Source organism: Paraburkholderia fungorum, from assembly GCF_046027215.1.
Classification (GTDB): domain Bacteria; phylum Pseudomonadota; class Gammaproteobacteria; order Burkholderiales; family Burkholderiaceae; genus Paraburkholderia; species Paraburkholderia fungorum_D.
In genome coordinates this window covers 1,118,965-1,142,193 of the sequence record NZ_JAQQEN010000002.1, presented here as the reverse complement: position 1 = coordinate 1,142,193, position 23,229 = coordinate 1,118,965, and the positions used below count along the sequence as shown (strand labels likewise).

Genomic DNA, 23,229 nt, shown 5'->3' with positions numbered 1-23,229 from the left:
GACGGTGCGCCTTCGAGCCCGGGGCCTAACGTTTGTCCACGGGCGTTTGAATGTGGGGCAACGACGAGGGGAAAAACCCGAGAAATCTGAAAGTCCCATCTGCTGCGAACTGATCGGGATAGCTGGCCGCGCCGACGGAGGTAAGGGTCTCGATGGTCTCCGCACGATTCGAAACGAACGTCCATTGCACCAATCCGTCCTCGGATACCGGTGACGTGCGGCACTGCTCCAGGACAGCGAGCAGGACTTCGCTGTCCGGTGTGTGAATGACGAACCCCTCGTTCGCCAGGGCGGCACGATCGAGCCCCAGCTCACGGCAAATCTGCATCCGCAATGGCGCTTCCGACTGGTTGGCGAGACGCGACTGCTGCACCAGTTCATAGGTCGTCGCATCGACAAGGATGCCTTGCCGTTGCAACGGTGTCGTTTGCCACGCTTCCGGCGGGCAGGCCTTGTTTTCCGGCACGAGTGGTACGAACGGATTGATTTCCGCCGGATAGATCCGACAGACCAGCGGGCGTTCCTCGTAAATACCGCAGAGCATGTTGGTACGCAGATTGGGACACGCGCCAGCAAACGCCGCGGTGAGAATGATCGAGATGCGCACCGGCAACGTTCCGCTCATGGCAGCCGACGAACGCGCCCGTTTGTACGCGGCCTGCGCATTGTCGGCTTCGGGCTCGATCGGCCATGGAATGGCTTCGCACAGCAGCTCCATCTGTCCGCCGCGTTCCAGCCAGGCGATTGCCTCAGCGATCGTCAGCGGCAGGCGCAAATCGTGGCAGCACTGGCCACATGTCGTACAGGCGAAATTGATATGGTCCACGCTGTTTTTGTCCCTTCAGGTTCGGTTGCGTCGTGCTTGGTCGGGCCAGCGCCGAAATTCTTACAGGGACAAGCGTGAAAAAGTTGCGGCGGTTGCCGCAATTCAGTGGGCCGTATGAGCGTGCTGCCGCAATTCGCCGGGAATGAAAACGCGTTCGAGTCCGCCGTCATCGAGCCAGACGCGGGTTTTTTCGGCCGCGCGATCGATCAGCCGGTCGCATTGGGTGTAGTCATAAGGCGAGATATCGAGTGGGCACAGCGGCGGCACGACATAAATGTCCGCGCGCGGTGTGTAGAACTCGAGATCGCGAACCAGTTGGCGAGCAATGACCAGCGTCAACGCATGCATGGCCTGAGCGATCGCGCTATTGGGCGGCGAGCGTAACGCGCAGGCGAAGCCGGCCGGCAGCACGACGATACGCGTCGCGCCAAGCCCGACGGCCACCGAAATGGGTGTGTTATTCGCCACACCGCCGTCGACCAGATCCACGCCGTCGATCCGCACCGGCGGAAACACACCGGGAATCGCGGCGCTCGCCAGTACCGCATCCACCACCGGACCGGACGAGATTACGATTTCGCCGCCCGACAGCATTTCGGTCGCGACGATATGCAAGGGCAGCGCGGCGTGCTCCACTCGCGCAAACGAAAGATTTTTTTCCAGCAGTTGACGCAGCGCAGTCGCCTCGACGAGATGCGGGCGCCGCCGCAACACCATGTCGAGCAGCCCGAGCATCGAGAACGGCATGATGTCCTGCCGGCGGATGCGACACCACAGCGCCTCGAGCATCGCGACGCCGTCGACGTTCGGATTGCCCGCAAAATAAGCCGCATTGATAGCGCCCGCGGATGCGCCGACGACACAACCGGGGTGCTCGCCGCGCTTGAGCAATTCACGCAGCATGCCAACTTCGATCGCACCCAGACTGCCGCCGCCGGCGAAGACGAATGCGGTCAGAGGTGCGCGAAGCGGGTTTGCCGGCGAATCCGCTGCCGGGGAATGAATTGATGACATGGCGGCCTCCGCTGCATGTCGAGCGTCCTTACCAACGCAGTAGACGCGGTCCGAGTACGGCGCCGATGACGGTCGGCACCAGCATGCCGAGCAGATACCACACGCCCCAGAACGGTATGCCCATCTCGGGACAGTGCAGACAGTACGCGAGCGTAGCGGTCGACCCGGCCAGCAGGCCACCCGCAGCACCGGCGAGAGCGAGGCGGGTCGGCGCGAGTCCCCTGAGCGCCCAGAACACCGTGATGAATCCCGGCACGGATAGCATCGTAATGTTCAGCGGGCAGACCCGCCAGGTTTTACCGAGCACCAACGCGAGCCGCACGTCGGCCGGCGCGGCCATCAGCACGTACAACCCAGCCAGCCAGACGACCACCACCGGCGTGGCGATCAGCCAGCCGCTCGCGCCGGCCGCTACGCCGGGCCTCGCAAGCCGCGTCGACAGCCACAGCGAGCCGAGCATCAAACACAGCGGCAGGGCGATTTTTGCCCAGAAGATCGGCGTGGCAGCCACCACGGCGAGATCGCGGCGCACGCCGAGCAGCAGTGCCACGACCACCGTCGCGCCCACGGCGCCGAACAGGATCGCGGTGCAGAAGCGTCTGGCGAGCACGTGCCGGTCTACGGGCGCGACGCCGGTCGCAAGCATTGAAATGATGTCGTCCGTTTTCATTGCGTTCCTCGAATCTTCGCAGCCAGCGCCTTCAGGCCTCTATGCACGCCAATCTTGACCGCCGACTCCGACAAACCGGTCATCCGGGCGGTCTCCGACACGGACAAGCCTTCCAGCTTGACGTGCACTATCGGCAACCGCTGGCGGTCCGGCAACTGCTCGAGCAGCTTGCCCAGATCGCGCTTCGCCTGCGCCGGCTCCAGATCGGGCGCGGCGAGCAACTCGAAGGCGTCGTCGAACGGATCGTTCAACGCGTCGTGTCGTGAGCGCGCCCGAAAGTAATCCGTCAGCTTGTAGCGGGCGATGGCGTGGACCCAGGCGGTCAGGGGTTCGTCGGGCCGGTAGGTCTGCCGTCCGTTATGGACCGCCAGCAACACTTCCTGCACCAGATCTTCGACGTCGCCTGGCTGGCTGTGCAGGCGGCGCCTCAGAAAGCCGCGCAGATGCGTGCTCAACTCCGACAGAAACCGCCGATAGGCCACTGCGTCGCCCTCCATGCCTTTGAGGAGCAGCGCCTGCAGCTGCCTCTCTTTTGCCAGCAACGTCGCGCCATCGTTAGTTCGATCCATCGGTCGCTCTAGTTACACGAAGGGTGAATTTATTTTCCGCGAATTCTACGCTGCCTTGGCGAACGCCAATTTCGCCTGAGCGCGACGCTCGCTCACAAAAAATTTATCGAGCGCAGTGTAACCGGTTGTGGAATGCCGGCGAATTAGCTTCCGGAAACGCAAACATCGTGGCTCATTGCCTGAACGTGCCTGCGCTTTCACTCACCCTGACATGAAGTCTCCTGAGGAATTCATCATGAACAACCTGAAACTCGCCGCTGCCGCTTTTGCACTCGCTTCGCTCGCCACCGGCGCTATCGCGCAAACGCAACCGGCCGCCGCTGGCGCGATGGAGAAGTGCTACGGCGTGGCCATGGCCGGCCACAACGATTGTAAAGCCGGCGCTGGCACGACCTGCGCGGGCACGTCGAAGATGGACTATCAGGGCAACTCGTGGAAGAACGTCCCGGCAGGCACCTGCACGACGATCAAGACGCCGCACGGCACGGGTTCGCTTACGCCGATGGACTCCTGATTCCGCACGCCGCTTGCCGATCATGAAAACGCTACCTGACATGGGCGCCGGCCTGAGCCTCAAGCCGGATCATTACGCGCACGCTCACGCTTCTACGGCGGACGGTCTGTGGTTCGAGGTCCATCCGGAGAACTACATGGTCGGCGGTGGTCCCCGCCTTGCATGGCTGGAGGCGATCCGCTGCCGTCACCCGCTGTCGCTGCACGGCGTGTCGCTTTCGCTGGCAGCGGATTGTCCACCGGACGAGAATCACTTACGGCGGCTTCGGACACTGGTGGAGCGGGTCGAGCCCGCGCTCATCTCGGAGCACCTCGCGTGGTCAGCGTGGCGCGACCAGTATCATCCGGACCTGCTGCCGTTCCCGCGCAGCGATGACGCACTCATCCGCGTTGCGGAGAACATCGACCGAACCCAGGACGCGCTCGGTCGACGTATCGCGATCGAGAATCCCACGCACTATTTGCAACTCGACGGCCATACATGCGGCGAGCGGGAGTTCTTTGACGAACTTTGCCGTCGAACTGGCTGCGGCCTGTTGCTCGACGTGAACAACGTCTATATCAGCGCGCACAACCTGGGTTTCAGCGCCGAGTCGTACCTCGATGCCGTACCCGCAGACGCAGTGATGGAAATTCATCTGGCAGGGCATAGCAGGGATGCGGCCACTGAAAGTACTCTCCTGATCGACTCGCACGATGCACCGATCGCAGACGATGTCTGGGTTTTATACCGGCGCGTGATCGAGCGGATCGGCGCACGCCCCACGTTGATCGAACGCGACGATCACATACCGCCTTTCGACGTTCTGCTGACGGAGCGCACCACCGCTCAGCGGGTAATCGATCGCTCGGAGGTGATTGCATGAATACCTCGCTCAGTCACTTTCAGGACGCATTCGCCGGCGCACTGTACGGCGCCGATGCGAATCATCCGTCGATCGCTTCGTTGATCGCGCAACCCGGCTTTTCGGTGTATCGCAACAATGTCGTGAAGAGCTGCATCGACGCGTTGCAGGCGAATTTTCCAACGGTCGAACAGCTTGTCGGCACAGACTGGTTTCGCGCGGCTGCTGCGATATATGTGCGCCGCTCGCCACCATCCGATCCACGGCTGCTGCTTTACGGCGGCACATTTGCCGAATTCATCGAGACATTCGAACCGGCGCAGGCTGTGCCTTATCTGGCGAATGTCGCGCGACTCGACCGGCTGTGGACCGACGTGCACACCGCGAGGGACGAAGCCGGGATCGACGTGACTTCGATGGCAAGCCTGGCTCCGGAGCAATTGGGCCAGATGACGCTGCCGTTGCGTGCGTCTGTACGTTGGCAGTGGTTTGCTGGTCAGCCGGCCTACACGATCTGGCGTTGCAATCGCGAAACAATCGACACGCCCGGGCAACTTGACTGGTCAGGCGAAGGCGCATTGCTTACGCGCCCAGCAGGCGCCGTGATGTGGCAACCGCTGGGCCCAGGCGGTTGCGCCTTCCTCGATGCTTGCGCCGCATCGAAGACGCTCGACGAAGCGGCGCATAACGCGCTCGATGCACAACCGTCGCTCGATTTCACACAGCTTATCGGCGATCTGATCACAGCGGGCGTATTCGCGGCAATCGATCCTGGTTCCCCTGCGCACTGAACGTATTGACCAACGGAGATTCACATGGAAGCGATCCAGAACACGCCACCCCGTGCACGCGCTTCATTGCGCGGCCGCTGGAACAGTCTGGCGGCGCGGCTGCAGGATCTAATCGGCAATTCGCTCCTTTCGCTTGTCGCGCGCTTCGCCATCGCGGCAATTTTCTTCATGTCGGGCCGCACCAAGGTCAGCGGCTTTCTCACGCTGACGCCGAGTGCCTATGAACTCTTTCGCACCGAGTACAAGCTGCCGCTCGTGCCGCCGGAGATCGCCGCGCATATCGCCGCGTACTCCGAGCATCTGTTTCCGCTGCTGCTTGTGCTTGGGCTGTTCTCGCGGTTCTCCGCCTTTGCGCTGCTGGGTATGACGACGGTGATCGAAGTGTTCGTCTATCCAGACGCGTGGCCGACGCACCTGTCGTGGGCCGGCTTGCTGTTGATCATCATCGCGCGCGGCGCGGGCAAGCTATCGCTGGACCACAAGTTCGGTATCCGCTAGCGGCGAGTGAGCGCGGGGGAATCGCACACGGGAAGTTTAATATGCAAGAGGCGGCGGTCTCCATGCAGTACCGCCCTCGTCAACACACTGAAGGAGTGGCGATGCACTCACGATTCATCCGATATGGCCTGGCCTGGTTGTTTCTCTCACTCGCATCGAGCGCGTGGGCCGACCAGAAGCCCTATGACAAGGCCCAGTTCGACCACGATCTGGCCGCCGGCAAACCGACCATCATCTATCTGCATGCCACATGGTGTCCCACCTGCCGCGTGCAGAAGCCGATCGTCGACAAGCTCTCGGACGACCCGCAACTGAAGCAGGTGACGGTTTTCGTGGCCGATTTCGACAAGGAAACGGCGCTGAAAAAGGCGCTCAAAGTCAATCAGCAATCGACTTTTGTGGTGTTCAGGCAAGGGCGTGAAGTTGCGCGCTCGACCGGCCAGACCCAGGAATCGGCAATCCGCGAAACTTTCGACAAGGCGCTTTGATGGACTTCGGCGCCGGCACTTACGCGATCGGATTTGCGGCGGGCGCCGCGTCCACATTGTCTCCGTGTGTCTTGCCACTGCTGCCGATTCTGGTCGCATCCGCGCTTTCTTCGCATCGTCTCGGCACGCTGGCGCTGGCGACCGGTTTGAGCGTATCGTTCGCTGCAGTCGGAATTTTTATCGCGACCCTCGGCGCCTCGGCCGGACTCGACCCGGAGACGTTCCGGCGTGCGGCTGCGGCCTTGATGATCGTGTTCGGCGTAGTAATGCTTTCCGCGCGGTTGCAGCAGGCGTTCGCCCGTCTCGTCTGGGGCTTGAGCGGAGCAGGTCAGAATGCGCTCGCCAGGGTAAGGGGCGACGGACTGCCGGGGCAATTCTGTATCGGACTGCTGCTCGGTCTGGTGTGGAGCCCGTGCGTCGGGCCCACGCTGGGCGCAGCCACGACGCTAGCCTCGCAAGGAACGGACCTCGGTCATATTGCGGTGCTGATGGTGCTGTTCGGGCTCGGCGCGGGCTTCCCGCTGGTCGTCCTCGGGGCGATTTCGCGAGCAACGCTCACGCGTGTGCGAGGCGCGTTGTCTTCGCTCGGGCGACTGACGAGGTTGACCCTCGGAACGGTGTTCGTCGCGCTAGGATTGCTGGTGCTGACCGGCCTCGACCGTTCGATTGAAGCGACTGTGCTGGCGGTGAGTCCAATGTGGCTGACCGCGTTCACTACGAGACTCTAGGTCGTTTGTCCACGAGTTGCAGTCAGCGCCGAGAACTGCGCTACGCATAGACGCGCGGGCTTCTCGCCATGACTCACCAGTAATTCTTGCTCGTTCATGCCGATTGGTCTGAAAGGGCGCGGGTCGGGTGGCTTCCGAAAGTGCGTTGCTTGCCGGCGAGCGGCCGGTGAGCTTTTTAAAGGCGGGTGTCCGAGTAGCGTCGACGGCGGTCTGCCACCCGAAGTTGTTGTGAAATCAAGTTTGTGATCATTTGCCCCTGTTTTCTTGACGATGACGCGCCGCGACGGCTGGCTGTCGACACTTTTGCGTCGGTCTACGCTATGCAGGGGGGGCACCGGATGCGGTTGACACGCCAGTTTCGTACGCCTCAGCGGCGAGTCCCAGGCGGGCTAACGCAGGCAGAGAGTCCGCCCCTGTTCTTTTCATGATCGCAGCGCGGTGATTTTCGACCGTACGCTGGCTTATCTGGAGATCCGCCGCGATGATCTTGCTCGGTTGTCCGGCCAGCACCCGCTCCATGATCTGGTGCTGCCGCGGCGTCAGGCCGGCAATATGGCGCGCCGCGATTTCCTGCCACGCGAGCAGTTTGTTCGCGTCGCGTGACTGTTCCACCGCCCGTTTGATGCTGTCGAGCAAACCGATGCGGCTGATGGGTTTTTCGATGAAGTCGGCCGCGCCCGCCTTCATGGCGCGGACCACCGTCGAAACATCGCTATGGCCCGTTATCATGATCGCCGGCAGTGGGTGTTTCGCCTCGCGGATGTGTTCCAGCAGTTCAAGTCCACTCATGCCCGGCAGGTAGGCATCGATCAGCAGGCAGGCCTCAGGTCCCGGACGATAGCCTTCAAGAAAGGCTTCGCACGTCGCAAAGGTTTCGACGCGCTGGCCGTCTTCTTCGAGCACGGCCCGGATTGCGTCGCGCACGTCGCCATCGTCATCCACCACAAAGACTACAGGTTCCTGTCCGCTTTCGCCGGCCGTACCGCCGTGATGCAGCGGTAACCCGGTTTCGGCCAGAGGTACCGCGCGCAGCAGTCGCTGGATGACTTGCTCAAGCGCCTTCACTTGCACGGGCTTGTTCAATTGCACGCACTGTTGGAGTGCGATGGCACGCAATGTTTCAGTCGATATGTCGCCGGTGAGGATGATGGTTGGGATCTGCCGGCGCAGCGTCTCCCGCAGCTTCGCGGCGATCTCCAGACCGTTCATCCCGTTCGGCAGATTGTAGTCTGCCACGATCAGATCAGGGCGGAACGTATCGCGCGTCACCCATTCCAGCGCGGCGATGCCGTCCGGCGCGGCAGCCGCACGATGACCATCATCCGTGAGAACAATTTCGAGTAGGCTGCGCAGTTCAGGATCATCCTCGATGACCAGAATTGAGCCGGTTCGCTGGGTGTAGCCGACGACGCAGTTATTGGTCACTGCCTGTTGCGCTGCCGTTGTTTCCTTCGGGCCGTCCGCCGCGGGGCCGACTTCAACGGTAAATGTCGAACCTCTTCCCGGTTGCGAACGCACATGAATCCGGTGCTTGAGCAAGCGCGTCAGGCGTTGGGCAATGGAGAGGCCGAGCCCAAGTCCAAGCCGGCGCTCTCGTGCGGCATTGTTGATCTGATGATATTCGTCGAAGATCCGCTTGAGTTCCGCATTGGGGATCCCCATTCCGGTGTCCCATATCTCGATACAGACCACGCCGTTGCGGCGTCGGCAACCCAGCAGCACCTTGCCGTGCGAGGTGTATTTGATCGCGTTCGAAAGCAGGTTACGGATCACCTGCTCGAGCAGTCGCGGGTCGCTTCGGATCGTTAGACGGCTGGGAACCACGCGCAACGTGAGGCCTGATGCCTGCGCGTGGTAAATGAACTCATCTCTCAGCCGGTCAAACATGTCGTTGACCGGAAAGTTGAGTATCGCGGCATGGACCGTTCCGGCTTCGATCTGGTTGATGTCGAGCAGTGTGTTCAACATGGTCGACATCGACTCCAGCGTCTGCTCAAAACGGGTCACGATTTTCCGGGCCGCGTCGCCCTCGACGAGTTTCACCAGCAGCGAGTGAAGTAGTTCCAGTGTCTGCAGTGGTTGGCGAAGATCATGGCTCGCCGCTGCCAGAAACTTTGATTTGGCAGCGTTGGCGAGTTCCGCTTGCTGGCGTGCCGCTTCGAGCGCTTTCGCCGTGTGCTTTCTGTCCGTAATGTCGGTGAATGTGATGACCACGCCCTCCACACCATTTTCGTGCGTTCGGTAGGGCAGGATCCGGCGCACGAACCAGACGCCGCTGCGCGCTTCGATTTCCCGCTCAATCGGTGCCGCGGTTTGCAATACGGCTTGCGCATCCGTTAGCAACGCGCTGTCGGCGGCCAGCGAGCGCAGATCTGCAAGCGGGCGGCCTATGTCGCTCGGAATGACGCTGAAAAGCAACTTCGAGGCTGGGGTAAAGAAGCGGATATACAGGTCAGTGTCGAGGAAGAGCGTCGCAACATCGGTGCTGTAAAGGACATTCTGCAAATCGTTCGATGTTGTTCGCTGCCTCTCCAGAGTTTCCTGCAGTTGGCTGTTGAGTGCCGTGAGTTCCTCGTTAAGCGATTGCAACTCTTCTTTCGAGGTTAGTAACTCTTCGTTGGTCGACTGGTACTCCTCATTGATCGACAGCGCTTCTTCGTTGATTGCCTTTTGTTCTTCGCCAGCCAGTTCAAGGCTACGGATTGCGGCTTGTAATTCGTTGCGGGTTGCGTCGAGTTCCTGTTCGAGTTCGCCAACCCGGGAAATCTCAGCAGGTTGAATCGGGCGTGGGTGGATCGGTGCTTGCTCCGGCTGATCAACAAAACAGATCAGCAAAAGACGCTCGCCTTCGTTCAATACCGGTTGGACTTCGATATTGAACGCGACGCGTTTGTCATTGTGCGATGCCGTGCCGCCAGCCGTCTTAACACGAACGCCGCTCCGTGTGGCTTGCTGAATCGCTGACCTCAGGTGCGCACGCATGCCATTTGCTGCCATGGCGAAGATGTCGTGCGTAGGCGCGCCAGTGGGCACACGTAGATAGCGGTCCGTGGCGCCAAGGAAATACAGGCATTCATTGCTGGCGTTGATCAGGACAGCAGCCGGCCCATAGGTATCGACGACCAATCTGCGGCACAATTCGGCTATCGCGACGTGACGGGGGCGAGCGGCGGGCGCCACCATGCTTTCCCGCAGCGAGGCGTGGGAAGGGTCGGCGCTCCCGCCCAGAAACCTAAGGTCTCCCGGGCGCGGACGGCCCGTGTGCCGATAAACACGCTCAGCTTTCGAAATGAGTTCGAAGCGGCCGCCGGTGTTGTCGGCCGTCTCGGCGCTGCCTAAAAGCAGGATGCCGCCTTCGCGCAACGCAAAGTGAAACAGCGCCATCACTTTCGCCTGGGCCTCAGGACGCAGGTATATAAGCAGATTGCGGCACGAAACGAGGTCGATACGCGAAAACGGCGGATCGGCTAGCACGTCCTGGACCGTGAAGACCACCACCGAACGGAGTTCGGGCGATACACGGTACTGGTGTTCCTCTTTGGTGAAGAACCGCTCCAGCCGCACGGATGATACGTCTGCCTCGATGGCGTTGGAGTAAAGACCTTCACGCGCTTTGGCCACGGCGTCCGGGTCGATGTCGGAAGCAAAAACCTGCAGCTTGATATCGCTCCCCGCCAAAGCGATCTGCTCACGAAAGAGCATCGCAAGAGAATAGGTTTCTTCGCCCGTGCTGCATCCGGCTATCCAGATGCGTACGGGTTGACCCGCTGCGCGATCTTGAATCATTGCGGGCACGGTCGTGCGAGCAAGAAAATCGAATACCGGAGGATCGCGAAAAAAACGGGTGACGTTGATCAGCAAGTCGGCGGCCAACCGATCAAGCTCATGACTGTTACCGACGAGCATCTCGAGATAGTGATTCATGTCATCGGTTTCGATCGCTGCCAGCACCATGCGGCGCCTGATTCTCCGCTGTAGCGTACCCGGTTTGTAGGACGTGAAATCATGTGCCGTCTTCGAGCGCAGCAGTTCGACGATCTTCGACATGCCGGCCGACTCTGTCTCCTGGGATGCAGAAGCGCTGTTGTTCCCGCGGCGGGTCAAACGCCTTTGAAATTCAGCTAGTGCGACAGGTATGCCGTTGGCGGACAGTATGAGGTCCACTCCGCCGGTGGCGATGGCGCTTCGCGGCATGCCGTCGAAGGCAGCTTCGTCGGGTTTCTGGGCGATCACAAGGCCGCCACGTTCCCTCACGGCCCGGAGTCCGACGCTTCCGTCAGAGCCCATACCAGATAGGACGACGCAGACCGCGCGCGGGCCATATTCGTCAGCCAACGAATGCAACAGGAAATTGAAAGGTAGCCGGGCGCCGTGACGCGCGAGGGGTTCCGATAGATAGAGCGCGCCGTCTCTGACGGAAAGCGAAGTTCCGGGCGGAATGACATACAAATGGTCACACTCGATCGGCAACCCGTTTTCCGCTTGCAGCACGGGTATCGACGCGCATCCGCCCAGTAAATCGACCATCATGCTTTCATGGTTCGGATCGAGATGCTGAACAAAAACGAAGGCCATACCCGTGTCTGCCGGTAGCGCGCCGAGCAACTTCCGGCAGGCGTCCAGACCACCCGCCGACGCGCCTATCCCGACCACCAAAAAATCCGCGGATGTGTGCCCGGCAGCGCTGCTGCGAACGCGGCGGCGCCCGGCTCTCGACTGAGCCTTGTCAGCGCCAGGGAGAATACTCTCAGGCATGACCATTTGCCTCGGCGGGTCGACTTCGCGGAGAAGACATCGTTTTGATCGTATACCAGTTTTCTTTCATATTCTGATCTCCGCCAGCTCAGCAACTGAGTAGTTTCCGACCCTGCCGCGGCCGTTTGGCCAGCACTATGATGATGGGAACGGAGACACGCCGATCGGCGCTCCTGGGTTCGCCATGGTCGTGCCGGCGAGGCGAACTCGAATAGATGTCATATGCGCCGTGGTTGAGGAACTGCACGTTGAGCATGTCGAGCTTTGCGCGTTTTTAATGCGCATGCCGAACGATCGATCATGCCAGCATGCGACATTGACCGGAGAGATGGACGCTCCCGTCGCGCGATCCCCCGAGTGCTGGCGGCAGACACGGTCCTGTAGGACGGATGTCTGCTCACAAACTGTTCGTTCTGAGGTCTGTCATGTTGAGAAAAATGCTTAACCGCGACCAGATCCGCGAGGAAGTACAGCAACGCCTGCTGCTGAGCGGCGACTCGCTTTCTGGTATGGCGAAAGTCTCTGTACCGATGCCCAAGCCTCACTCTCTCGACGTGCAGGCGCGCAATTGGGATATGAAAGAGCTGGGTCAGCCAGAAGGCGATGCATACGTCCGCCAGGTGGTCGACCAGGCAAGAAAGGAATTTCTCTTGTCAGACGCGCGAGAGCGCGACGAAATATTAGGTAACTCGTTCGCGCATCGTTAATGGCGTGCGGATCCATGCAGGACGTTGTCCCGTGTCTGACGTCGCCGACCTAAATCCGATAAAACGTTCTGGCTCGGCGTCATCCAGGGGAGCTGTATGAAAGACGGGCATGACCCTCTTGAGAATCACCTGCTTGGCGCGTTGTCCGGCATGGATTGGGCACGCGTGAGCGCGCATCTGGCGCTGGTCGAGATGCCGTTGGGGCAGGTCGTCTATGAGTCAGGTGACCAGTTGCATCACGTCTACTTTCCCACCACGTCGATCGTGTCGCTGCTCTATGTCATGGAAAACGGCGCGTCCGCAGAGATTGCGATTGTCGGCAACGAAGGTCTCATTGGCGTCGCGCTTTTCATGGGTGGCGAGACGACACCGAGCCGGGCCGTTGTGCAAAGCGCAGGTTGGGCATTTCGGCTGGATGCCCGAATCCTGAAAGAAGAGTTCGGCCGAGCCGGCCCCGTGCAGCGGCTTTTTCTGCGCTATACACAAGCCTTGATTACGCAAATGGCGCAAACGGCAGTTTGCAATCGTCACCATTCGATCGACCAGCAATTGTGCCGTTGGCTCTCGTTGAGCATGGACCGACTACCTTCAAACGAACTGAAAATGACCCAGGAGCTGATCGCCAATATGCTGGGCGTAAGGCGTGCTGGTGTCACGGAAGCGGCGATGAAGCTGCAGAACGCTGGGCTGATTCGCTACAACTACGGACAAATCGAGGTCTTGGACCGTTTAGGCCTGGAGAAGCGGGTTTGCGAATGTTATGACGTCGTCAGGCGAGAGTTCGATCGCCTGCTTCCGGATCTGACGGCGCTTTGAGTTGGCGAATCGAAAGATTGGCAACAGCGGCAGCTCGCCGCTGCGTAGGCAGTGGCGGCTCAGAATATTTCGTTCCGCTCCGATGAGTTGCTCGGGACGGAGGTACGCAATCCGCGCAACGAACCGCTTGGCAGCAGGGACTTGCACTCTCAGGCTCTGAGTAGTTTCCGAGCCTGTTGCTTCCGGCTGAGCGACTCTATGATTCGAAGTAACGACTGTCAGCCGATTTGACGTGTGTCGATTCGGCGTGCACCTCAGGCGCACATGCTTGTTTCGACGGGCTTAAGTCCCTCGGCCCGGCGCCACTCGACTTCTTTCGCCCGAAATGAGCACGCCCCATCACATGTGAAGGATCCCCAAGGCGTGGATTCGACGATGAATCTGCCGGAGACGGCAAGGTTCGGGCATTCATATCCCCATTGCGCTTATGTGCAGCGAGTGACGATATCCCACGCCGACATGCTTTCACTCGGCGACGCGATGCAGTTGCCATTCCATCGTTATGACCGTCAGCAAAACGCAGATTGACTCACAGGAAGCCCCATGGATACCCGTTCCAGGATTGCACCGCCCATAGATCCAGTCGTCCCAGGAAAGCCACGCGAATCAACCGCTGACAATCCGTTTCGCGCGCTCGACCGTATGAAAGAGGCGTCTGTCGCGCGTGTGACGGGCGGTGTCTCGCCCGCTGCGCTGACGTTGGCGTTTTCTGACTGGCTCATCCATCTCGCATCGGCACCGGGTAAGCGGCTGGCGCTCGCGTCGCTCGGCGCTCGGAACGTAGGACGTATCAGTGATTACATGTCCCATACAGCGACGGGTAACTACGCGGTGCCATTGGTTGAACCTTCGCCGACGGATCACCGGTTTCGCGCCGACGCATGGCAGGCTGAGCCGTTCCGGTTATGGCAGCAGGCATTTCTGCTCACTGAGCAGTGGTGGAATGCTGCGACTCATGATGTGCCGGGAACCACCGCGCATCATGAAAAGGTGGTGTCGTTCACTGCTCGCCAGCTTCTTGATATGGTCGCACCCACGAATTTTCCGTTTACCAATCCCGAGGTTGTGCAGCGCACAGCGGCGACGTTCGGTGCCAATCTTGTACGGGGTGCCTGCAACGCGATCGAAGACGCAGAGCGGCAGGTAAGTGGGAAACCAGCCGTGGGCCTCGATCACTTCAAGGTCGGAGTCGACGTAGCCGTGACGCCCGGCAAAGTCGTGTTCCGAAATCATTTAATCGAACTGATCCAATACAGCCCGACAACCGGGACTGTGGTCGCCGAGCCGATCCTGATCGTGCCGGCCTGGATCATGAAGTACTACATCCTTGATCTTTCACCGCATAACTCAATGATCCGGTATCTGGTCGGGGAGGGCCATACGGTGTTCTGCATTTCGTGGCGCAACGTGGGCGCGGAGGACCGCGGCCTGAGTCTTGAAGACTATCGGTGGCTGGGCGTCATGGCAGCGCTGGATGCGATATCTGAAATCGTCCCTGACCGAAAGGTTCACGCGACCGGCTATTGCCTGGGCGGTACGCTGCTCTCTATCGCGGCCGCCGCGATGGCGGCCAAAGGCGACGAGCGGCTGGCATCGATCACGCTGTTTGCCGCCCAAACCGATTTCACCGAACCCGGTGAACTGCAGCTCTTCGTCGACGACAGCGAGGTCTATTTTCTGGAAAGCATGATGTGGTCGCAGGGCTTTCTTGCGGGCAATCAGATGTCTGCGTCGTTTCAGCTTTTGCATTCGAACGACCTCATCTGGTCGCGCGTTATTCACGACTACCTGCTTGGTGAACGCGCGCCGATGATCGACCTGATGGCGTGGGACGCGGACTGCACCCGCATGCCGTACCGGATGCACTCGGAGTATCTGCGCGAACTTTTCCTCGACAACGATCTGGCATCCGGTCGATACGGTGTTGATGGGCGGCGGATCTCTGTCCACAACATTCGTGCGCCTATGTTCGTTGTGAGCATGGAGCGCGATCACATTGCTCCGTGGCAGTCGGTCTACAAAATCCATGATCTCTGCGATACCGATGTCACTTTCGTACTGACGAGCGGCGGACATAACGCGGGTATCGTCAGCGAGCCCGGGCATGTTCACCGTGAATTCAGGGTGAAAGAGACCCCCGCTGACGATCTGCGCATCGGCCCGGACGCATGGGCGGCCGCGGCCACGCGACATGATGGTTCCTGGTGGCCCTCGTGGAACGAGTGGATCAACGCGCGTTCCGACCCGGCACACGTACAGCCGCCGCATATGGGAATGCCCGGCGATGACCTGTCCGAACTTGCGGATGCGCCCGGCACGTACGTATTTCAACATTGAGGGTGTTTCCGTGAACGATAACCTGATGCATAACCGCACCTTCGATGAGCTGGAGGTTGGCGAGTCCGCGTCATTGGTGAGCACAGCGAGCCGCGAAGACATCGAGTTATTCGCCGCGATGTCGGGTGACGTCAACCCGGCCCACATGGACGCTGCATTCGCCGCACAGGATATGTTTGGGCACATCGTTGTGCAGGGCATGTGGACCGCCGGACTGGTTTCGGCGCTGCTTGGGACTAGAATGCCGGGCCCCGGCACCATCTACCTCGATCAGACGTTGCAGTTCCGTCATCCCGTTACGCCCGGCGACGTTATCACTACTACAGCGACGGTAAAGGAGAAACGGGCCGACAAGCGGATCGTACTACTCGATACGATATGTACGAACCAGAAAGGCGAGTCGGTATTGACCGGGACCGCCACGGTGATTGCGCCGGCCGAACCGATTGTCTGGCCGCGTATGCCGCGACCTGACGTGAGCGTGCGCCGGCACAACCGCTACGCGGCGTTCATCCACGAGGCACGCGTTCATCCCGCCCTGCGCACGGCCGTCGTCTTTCCGTGTTCGCCAGAGACCATCAGAGCGGCGATCGAGGCGCGCGAGGAAGGCTTGCTCGATCCGATTCTTATTGGACCGGAGGCTGACATCCGCGCAGCGGCGAAAATCGCTGGAGTCAGCCTCGAAGGCGTGACGATCGAAGCGGTTGTGGATAGCCGAGCCGCCGCCGTACGGGGAGTCGAGATGGGTGCCGCAGGCAACGTCGCCGCGCTCATGAAAGGAAGCCTGGAAACGGAAGTCCTGCTGGCCGCAATCGTCGACCCGGCGTCGAAACTGAGGACTGACCGACGTATCAGCCATGTCTACATCATGGACGTGCCGGCTTATTCGAAGCCTTTGATCGTCACCGACGCAGCGGTCAATATTACGCCAACGCTGGAACAGAAGCGCGATATCTGCCAGAACGCGATCGACCTGCTGCATATCCTGGGCGTCGCGGAGCCGCGGGTTGCCGTCCTTGCCGCAGTGGAAGTCGTGAACCCGCGAATGCGAACCACGCTCGACGCCGCCGCGCTTACCGTCATGGCTGCGCGCGGTCAGATTCGGGGAGCCTTGGTTGACGGTCCGCTCGCGTTTGACAATGCAATTAGCCTCGCCGCGGCGAAGACCAAAGGCATCGATTCACCCGTAGCTGGCCAGGCCGATATTCTCCTCGTGCCTGATCTTGAAGCGGGCAACATGCTGGCGAAACAACTGATTTATTTCGCTGGCGCGGATGCCGCCGGCCTTGTGCTGGGCGCGCGCCTGCCAATCATCATGACCAGCCGGTCTGACAGTCTACGGGTGCGCCTTGCGTCAGCGGCCCTCGCGAAGCTAGTCTCCGAACGTACGCAAGGAGGCGTTGTCCTGCCATGAACGATCCACTTCTGTTGACCTTCAATCCCGGCTCATCTTCGGTCAAAATCGGCCTGTTTGGCGTTACTACCGATGGTCCCAGGCGAATCGGACAGGGCACGATCGACTTCCGAAGCGTGCCGCTGCGGCTTCATCTCATCAGCGGCGAACAGACGAGCGATATTCCTTTGAAGTCGCCCGTTACCGAGAATTTGCACGAAGTGCTGGATGAAACGCTGAACTGGTTCGCCGAACACTTTGCGCTCAAGGATCTGGTAACGGTTGGCCATCGTGTCGTGCATGGCGGCGACCGGTTCGCCGGCCCCGTCGCCGTTACGGACGAGACGCTCGCCGCGATCACCGAACTCGTGCCGCTTGCGCCATTTCATCAGTCGCAAAGCATACGGCTTATCCAGGCCATCCGGCACCTGCGTCCTCGTCTCGTACAGGTGGCGTCTTTCGACACGGCGTTCCACCGTAGCCAGACCGACCTCGTGCGCCGATTCGCGCTGCCCCGTGAATTTTTCGATGCCGGCGTCAAACGCTATGGTTTTCACGGCCTGTCCTATCAGTTCATTGCTAGCGTGCTCGCGAGGCGGTTTCCGCGGCTCGCTCGTGGCAAAGTGGTGGCAGCACATCTGGGCAGCGGCGCAAGCCTGTGCGGACTGGATGGGGGCGCGAGCCGCGACACCAGCATGGGCTTCTCGACACTCGACGGTATCCCGATGGCAACCCGTTGCGGCGCGCTCGACGCCGGCGTCGTGCTCTATATGCTCCAGCAGCAACGTCGCAGCCCAAAGGAAGTGGAGGACATCCTGTACGAGAAGTCCGGCTTGTTGGGCATCTCCGGGATCAGCGCCGACAGTAGGGCGCTGCAGTCGAGTCGTCGGCCAGAGGCTCGCGAAGCACTTGAGCTATTCGCCTTTCGCATCGCGGGCGAAGTAGCCCGTCTCGCCACGACTCTTAACGGGTTTGACAGCCTCGTATTCACTGCGGGCATCGGCGAACACCAGCCCGAGGTACGTGCCGCCGTGTGTGAGCGTCTGGACTGGCTGGGCATCGAACTCGACCGGAACGCAAACGCCCTCAATGCGAGTGTGATCAGCAGCGCTGGCAGCCGTGTGACGGTGCTGGTTCTACCTACGGACGAAGAACAGATCATCGCGAACGAAGCTGTCTCGGTTCTCCATCAGCAGGAGGTGGCCACATGAATTCGATCATCGATCTATCCGGCAAACGCGGACTCGTGGTCGGTATCGCCAATGAGCACAGCATCGCGGCGGGTTGCGCCCGGATGTTCAGGTCGGCAGGCGCGGAACTCGCTGTAACGTACCTTAACGCCAAGGCCGAACCCTACGTGCGTCCGGTCGCTGATGTACTTCAGGCGCGAATCGTCCTGCCATGCGATGTGAGCGAACCGGATCAACTGGAGGGAGTGTTCGAACGTATCGGCAAAGAATGGGGGAGACTCGATTTTTTGCTCCATTCAATAGCGTTTGCGCCAGGCGACGATTTGCACGCAAGTCTGATCGACTGTTCGGCGCACGGCTTCGCGCAGGCGATGGACGTGTCCTGCCACTCATTCATCCGCATGGCGAAGCTTGCGTTGCCGTTGATGACCGAAGGAGGCAGCCTGATGACCATGTCTTTTTACGGGGCCGACCGGGCGGTCGACCACTACAACGTGATGGGGCCCGTCAAAGCGGCGCTCGAGTCCAGCGTGCGATATCTCGCGGTCGATCTGGCAGCGCGTCGCGTTCACGTCCATGCAATCTCTGCCGGCGCCGTGAAGACACGGGCCGCATCCGGCATCGACCATTTTGATGCACTGCTGGACGATGTCCGCTCGCATACGCCAGCGCAGCATCTTGTCACGATCGAGGAGATCGGGCGAATCGCGGCTGTGCTAGCGAGTGACGCCGGGATGACGCTGACCGGGTCAGTGATCTATGCGGATGCCGGGTTTCATATCGTTGCATAACGTGACGAACCTGGACGAACTCACGCTTGCCTGGTCGTGGATAACGGGGTCTCCGCTCCAGCCGCCACCCACGAAATTCGAGACATCGCAAGGATAGGGGAGTACACATCATGGAAGCCCACGCCGGAAAGCCCAAGTCTCCAGACGTCAAGCCGGGATCGAAACCGCATGTGGCGGATGCGTTGCAGACTCTTCCCATGCCGGAAGTCGAGCAGAAATTGGGGTGGTCGCCAGAGGGCCTCAGTCAAGCCGAAGCCGAGAAACGCCTGACCCAATACGGGCCCAACGAGCTAGAAGAAAAGAAGACCAATTCACTACTGAAATTCCTCGGCTATTTCTGGGGTCCAATTCCATGGATGATCGAAGTGGCGGTGATCCTTTCTGCGGTGGCCCGGCACTGGCCTGACTTTGGCATCATTCTCGTTCTGCTTCTCGCCAACGCGGTAGTGGGGTTCTGGGAAGAGCACCAGGCCGGTAACGCCATTGCCGCGCTGAAGGCCACCCTGGCAATCAAGGCCCGGGTAAAGCGCGATGGAAAATGGACTATGCCGGCGGCGCGCGATCTGGTGCCAGGCGATGTCATCCGCCTGCGTATGGGCGACATTGTGCCGGCGGATGCACGTCTTCTCGACGGCGACGCGGTGGAGGTGGATCAGTCCGCCCTGACGGGGGAGTCGCTACCCGCGACGCGTAAATCAGGCGAAGCGGTATTTTCCGGCTCGATCGTTCGCCAGGGTGAAATCGGTGCACTCGTCTATGCCACGGGTGCGAACACGTACTTCGGCAAGACAGCGGAACTGGTGCAGGGGGCGGACACCGTCAGCCACTTTCAACGTGCCGTGCTGAAAATTGGCAATTACCTGATTATCCTGGCGGTGGTATTGGTGGCGGGGATTATCGCCGTCGCTATCTTCCGTGGCGACCCGATCCTTACCACCTTGCAATTCGCTCTGGTTCTGACTGTGGCCGCGATTCCGGTGGCGATGCCGACGGTGTTGTCCGTGACCATGGCAGTCGGCGCACGCCTGCTCGCGAAGAAAAAAGCGATCGTGACCCGGTTGGTAGCGATCGAGGAACTGGCGGGGGTCGACGTACTGTGCGCTGACAAGACCGGCACGCTGACCCAGAACAAATTGACCTTGGGTGACCCGTTCGGTGTCGACAATATTCCTGCCGATCAGGTTATCGTTGCTGGCGCGCTGGCATCGCGCGCCGACAATAATGACACCATCGACCTTGCTGTACTGGGCGGACTGAAAGACAAAGAGACCCTGAAGGGCTATCAGATCGGCCACTTCCAGCCATTCGACCCGGTCCATAAGCGCACCGAGGCCGCCGTCACGGGTCCGGACGGGAAGACGTTCAAGGTGACCAAGGGTGCGCCGCAGGTGATCCTTGCGTTGTCGGCCAATGCCGGGGAAGTAAAGGCCGCCGTTGACAAGGCGGTCAACGAGTTCGCCGCGCGCGGCTTCCGCGCATTGGGTGTGGCGCGAGCCGAAAGAGACGGCAAATGGCAATTTCTCGGTGTGTTGCCTTTGTTCGATCCGCCGCGGGACGATGCCACGTCAACCATCGCCACCGCGCAACAAATGGGCGTGAAGGTCAAGATGGTCACCGGCGATGCGCTGGCGATTGCCCAGGAAACGGCCAAGAAACTGGGGATGGGCGCGAATATCCTTGATGCGCGCAGCCTCGGCGACGAGAAGGATCAGGAGACGGCGGCGGTGTCGGAATCCATTGAGAAGGCTGACGGCTTCGCCCAGGTGTTCCCTGAGCACAAGTTCCGCATTATTGACGCCCTGCAAAAACGCGGCCACATCGTCGGCATGACCGGCGACGGAGTCAATGACGCCCCGGCTCTGAAGAAAGCCGATTGCGGCATAGCCGTTTCGAGCGCAACGGACGCGGCACGTGCGGCGGCTGCCATCGTGCTGACGACACCGGGCCTGTCGGTGATCATCGACGCAATCAAGGAGAGCCGGAAAATCTTCCAGCGTATGAACAGCTACGCGATTTACCGCATCGCCGAAACGCTGCGGGTGTTGCTGTTCATGACGCTCTCAATCCTGGTCTTTAACTTTTACCCGTTGACCGCGGTGATGATCGTGATGCTGGCGTTGCTTAACGACGGCGCCATCCTGTCCATTGCCTACGACAATGTTCGTTACAAGGACCAGCCCGAGGCGTGGAACATGCGGCTCGTATTGGGGATCGCCACGGTGTTGGGGGTCGTCGGCGTCGCCGCTGCGTTCGGCCTGTTTTATCTTGGCGAGCGCATATTTCACCTCGACCGCCCGCACATTCAGACGTTGATGTACTTAAAGCTGTCTGTTGCGGGGCATCTGACTATTTTTCTGACCCGGACACGTGGGCCCTTCTGGTCGATACGTCCAGCGAGAGTCTTGCTGCTCGCTGTGCTGGGCACCCAACTGGTAGCGACATTGATCGCGGTTTATGGGTTGTTCATGACGCCAATTGGCTGGTCGTGGGCGCTATTCGTCTGGGGTTATGCGTTGGTCTGGTTCCTCGTGAATGATCGAGTGAAGCTTCTTGCCTATCGGATATTTGATCCGGTCAAAGCCGGGCATACGGCTGGCATCAAAGCCGAAGCCCAACCTGAAACTGATACGAAACCTCAACCTGATGCCGAGGCCTCGCCGCAGTCCGAAGCGAAGGCCGCACCCCAGCCCGAGGCGAAGGCTTCGCCGCAGCCCGAGGCGAAGGCTTCACCCCAGCCCGAAGCGAAGGCCTCGCCTCAGCCCGACGCTTACGTCACACCCCAGCCTGAGACCAATGCCGCGCCCCAACGCGAGGGCAACGTTAGGTCCGAGCCAGGAGCCAAAACTGAAACACCGGCCGACCCGACACAGCAACTCGTCAAGCGTGTTCATCAACTCTACGAGGAGCTAGGGCGCGAGGACGTTCAGGCCGTTCAGGACTGGGAGGCGGCGGAGCGAAAGCTTCCGAAAGAAGAACCTCAGAAGTGAGTCGATGCAAACCGATCGTGAACATCGCGCGCCGTAATACGGATTCAAGAACGGGCAGCTTCCGGCGCACAAAGGGATGATCTCGATCACTATTTGGATATCTTGTCGCAAACACTCCTACTCAACATGAAACCGCTTATCCAGTAAGAACGAGCTATTCCCAAAGGCATGAAAATGAAAATTAACTCACAAAATTTTTGCGCACTGGAGGGAAGCCAGATCGACCTGAAAAAATTTCCAACGACAATTGCTCCCGTGTACCAGTCGAAAAAAAACTATAGAAAGATGCTGGAGGACCATGTGGGGCAATTGAGCGCGTTGCAGCAACTTCACTACGCCTCCAATCGCTATGCCTTGCTCCTGATCTTTCAGGCAATGGACGCTGCGGGAAAGGACGGGGCCATCCGGCATGTAATGTCAGGAATCAATCCGCAGGGTTGTCAGGTGTTCAGCTTCAAGCATCCCACCCCCACCGAACTGGAGCACGACTTTCTCTGGCGTACCACTCGCGATATGCCTGAAAGGGGAAGGATCGGGATCTTCAACCGGTCCTACTACGAGGAGGTGCTGATCGTCCGCGTCCACCCCGAGATTCTGCGTAGCGAAGGGCTGCCTGACGCCTTGCTCGACGAGAAGGAGGTTTGGCAGGGTCGATATCGCTCGATCGTCGATATGGAGCGGCACCTCCACAGCAACGGAACCCGCGTCGTAAAGTTCTTCCTCCACCTTTCGAAGGAGGAGCAGAGAAAGCGATTTCTGGCGCGCATTGACGAACCCGACAAGAACTGGAAATTCAGCAGTGCGGATGTCGAGGAGCGGAAATTCTGGTCCCGCTATATGACGGCGTTTGAGGAATGCATTAGCGCAACGAGCACGGCTGACTCGCCCTGGTATATCGTGCCGGCTGATGATAAGGAGAACGCTCGACTGATAGTCTCGCAGATCGTTCTGGATACGTTCGAGGGGCTCAAAATGGCTTATCCGGAAGTCAGCGACGAGCGGCGGCACGAACTATTGGCGATCCGCAAGCGGCTCGCAAAGTGACGCGCTGAGTGGTATGGATCGAACGCCTCGTGGGTGAATTGCAAGTTTGTACGCTGTCGTACCGCATCACCCTTTCTCCCGGCGTACTGTGCGAAAGCACTAGACGCGAACACCGCGACCAGTCAGGTGCATGCATTTGTGTCGACGAACAGTGGATTGATGGCCGGCGTGTCGCTCGACCGCGCGAAGGTGACCCGGTTGAGGTCACTAAAACAAGCCGACGGGCGGGAGTTGAACGCGTGAAAGGCAGAGACGAGGGCATGCAAG

19 protein-coding genes are annotated in these 23,229 nt (G+C 60.1%); 14 read left to right on the top strand and 5 right to left on the bottom strand.

Going from position 1 to position 23,229, the window contains the following annotated elements; all coding sequences use genetic code 11:
- Positions 1 to 25: 25 nt before the first annotated feature.
- From PQR27_RS25750 to PQR27_RS25735, 4 genes are all read right to left on the bottom strand, one after another.
- On the bottom strand, positions 26 to 826 hold the full coding sequence (locus tag PQR27_RS25750) for a YkgJ family cysteine cluster protein (protein ID WP_408526440.1): 801 nt from the start codon (positions 824 to 826) through the stop codon (positions 26 to 28).
- A gap of 102 nt (positions 827 to 928) precedes the next feature.
- The gene (locus PQR27_RS25745) at positions 929 to 1,840 is read right to left on the bottom strand and encodes a patatin-like phospholipase family protein (protein WP_408526439.1); all 912 of its coding nucleotides are present in this window, start codon (positions 1,838 to 1,840) and stop codon (positions 929 to 931) included.
- Positions 1,841 to 1,868: 28 nt separating this feature from the next.
- Complete coding sequence (locus PQR27_RS25740; protein WP_408526438.1) at positions 1,869 to 2,510, bottom strand: DUF1109 domain-containing protein; 642 nt, start codon at positions 2,508 to 2,510, stop codon at positions 1,869 to 1,871.
- Positions 2,507 to 3,079 carry a sigma-70 family RNA polymerase sigma factor gene (locus PQR27_RS25735; RefSeq protein WP_408526437.1) on the bottom strand — a complete coding sequence of 191 codons (573 nt, stop codon included), beginning with the start codon at positions 3,077 to 3,079 and terminating at the stop codon, positions 2,507 to 2,509. Before PQR27_RS25735 ends, PQR27_RS25740 begins: the two co-directional genes overlap by 4 nt.
- Before the next feature lie 235 nt (positions 3,080 to 3,314).
- Here PQR27_RS25735 and bufA1 point away from each other — a divergent pair, with 235 nt between their 5' ends.
- From bufA1 to PQR27_RS25705, 6 genes are all read left to right on the top strand, one after another.
- Entirely contained in the window at positions 3,315 to 3,593 is a 279-nt protein-coding gene (gene bufA1 / locus PQR27_RS25730; RefSeq protein WP_179740968.1) for a BufA1 family periplasmic bufferin-type metallophore, read from the top strand.
- 22 nt (positions 3,594 to 3,615) lie between these two features.
- Positions 3,616 to 4,458, top strand: coding sequence for an MNIO family bufferin maturase (bufB, locus tag PQR27_RS25725; RefSeq protein WP_408526436.1), 843 nt, complete (start codon positions 3,616 to 3,618; stop codon positions 4,456 to 4,458).
- Complete coding sequence (locus PQR27_RS25720; RefSeq protein ID WP_408526435.1) at positions 4,455 to 5,228, top strand: HvfC/BufC family peptide modification chaperone; 774 nt, start codon at positions 4,455 to 4,457, stop codon at positions 5,226 to 5,228. The genes bufB and PQR27_RS25720 overlap by 4 nt, the downstream gene beginning before the upstream one ends.
- Before the next feature lie 24 nt (positions 5,229 to 5,252).
- Complete coding sequence (locus tag PQR27_RS25715; protein WP_408526434.1) at positions 5,253 to 5,726, top strand: DoxX family protein; 474 nt, start codon at positions 5,253 to 5,255, stop codon at positions 5,724 to 5,726.
- Between the two features lie 101 nt (positions 5,727 to 5,827).
- On the top strand, positions 5,828 to 6,214 hold the full coding sequence (locus PQR27_RS25710) for a thioredoxin family protein (RefSeq protein ID WP_408526433.1): 387 nt from the start codon (positions 5,828 to 5,830) through the stop codon (positions 6,212 to 6,214).
- Positions 6,214 to 6,942 carry a cytochrome c biogenesis CcdA family protein gene (locus PQR27_RS25705; RefSeq protein WP_408526432.1) on the top strand — a complete coding sequence of 243 codons (729 nt, stop codon included), beginning with the start codon at positions 6,214 to 6,216 and terminating at the stop codon, positions 6,940 to 6,942. The genes PQR27_RS25710 and PQR27_RS25705 overlap by 1 nt, the downstream gene beginning before the upstream one ends.
- 318 nt (positions 6,943 to 7,260) lie before the next feature.
- On the opposite strand, the gene PQR27_RS25700 is transcribed toward PQR27_RS25705, so the two are convergent.
- Entirely contained in the window at positions 7,261 to 11,697 is a 4,437-nt protein-coding gene (locus PQR27_RS25700; protein WP_408526431.1) for a chemotaxis protein CheB, read from the bottom strand.
- Positions 11,698 to 12,122: 425 nt separating this feature from the next.
- Between PQR27_RS25700 and PQR27_RS25695 the strand changes: the two genes are divergently transcribed.
- The 8 genes from PQR27_RS25695 to PQR27_RS25660 all read left to right on the top strand — a co-directional run bounded on the left by PQR27_RS25695 (position 12,123) and on the right by PQR27_RS25660 (position 22,962).
- Positions 12,123 to 12,404, top strand: coding sequence for a hypothetical protein (locus PQR27_RS25695; protein ID WP_408526430.1), 282 nt, complete (start codon positions 12,123 to 12,125; stop codon positions 12,402 to 12,404).
- A gap of 96 nt (positions 12,405 to 12,500) precedes the next feature.
- On the top strand, positions 12,501 to 13,220 hold the full coding sequence (locus PQR27_RS25690) for a Crp/Fnr family transcriptional regulator (RefSeq protein WP_408526429.1): 720 nt from the start codon (positions 12,501 to 12,503) through the stop codon (positions 13,218 to 13,220).
- 543 nt (positions 13,221 to 13,763) lie between these two features.
- A complete protein-coding gene (locus tag PQR27_RS25685) occupies positions 13,764 to 15,557 on the top strand; it encodes a PHA/PHB synthase family protein (RefSeq protein ID WP_408526428.1) in 1,794 nt (597 codons plus the stop codon).
- A 25-nt stretch (positions 15,558 to 15,582) separates the two neighbouring features.
- Positions 15,583 to 16,971 carry a bifunctional enoyl-CoA hydratase/phosphate acetyltransferase gene (locus PQR27_RS25680; RefSeq protein ID WP_408528302.1) on the top strand — a complete coding sequence of 463 codons (1,389 nt, stop codon included), beginning with the start codon at positions 15,583 to 15,585 and terminating at the stop codon, positions 16,969 to 16,971.
- A complete protein-coding gene (locus tag PQR27_RS25675) occupies positions 16,968 to 18,161 on the top strand; it encodes an acetate/propionate family kinase (protein WP_408526427.1) in 1,194 nt (397 codons plus the stop codon). Before PQR27_RS25680 ends, PQR27_RS25675 begins: the two co-directional genes overlap by 4 nt.
- 8 nt (positions 18,162 to 18,169) lie before the next feature.
- Entirely contained in the window at positions 18,170 to 18,931 is a 762-nt protein-coding gene (fabI, locus tag PQR27_RS25670; protein ID WP_408528301.1) for an enoyl-ACP reductase FabI, read from the top strand.
- A 110-nt stretch (positions 18,932 to 19,041) separates the two neighbouring features.
- A complete protein-coding gene (locus PQR27_RS25665) occupies positions 19,042 to 21,918 on the top strand; it encodes a plasma-membrane proton-efflux P-type ATPase (RefSeq protein WP_408526426.1) in 2,877 nt (958 codons plus the stop codon).
- A 174-nt stretch (positions 21,919 to 22,092) separates the two neighbouring features.
- On the top strand, positions 22,093 to 22,962 hold the full coding sequence (locus tag PQR27_RS25660) for an ADP-polyphosphate phosphotransferase (RefSeq protein WP_408528300.1): 870 nt from the start codon (positions 22,093 to 22,095) through the stop codon (positions 22,960 to 22,962).
- Positions 22,963 to 23,229: the final 267 nt, after the last annotated feature.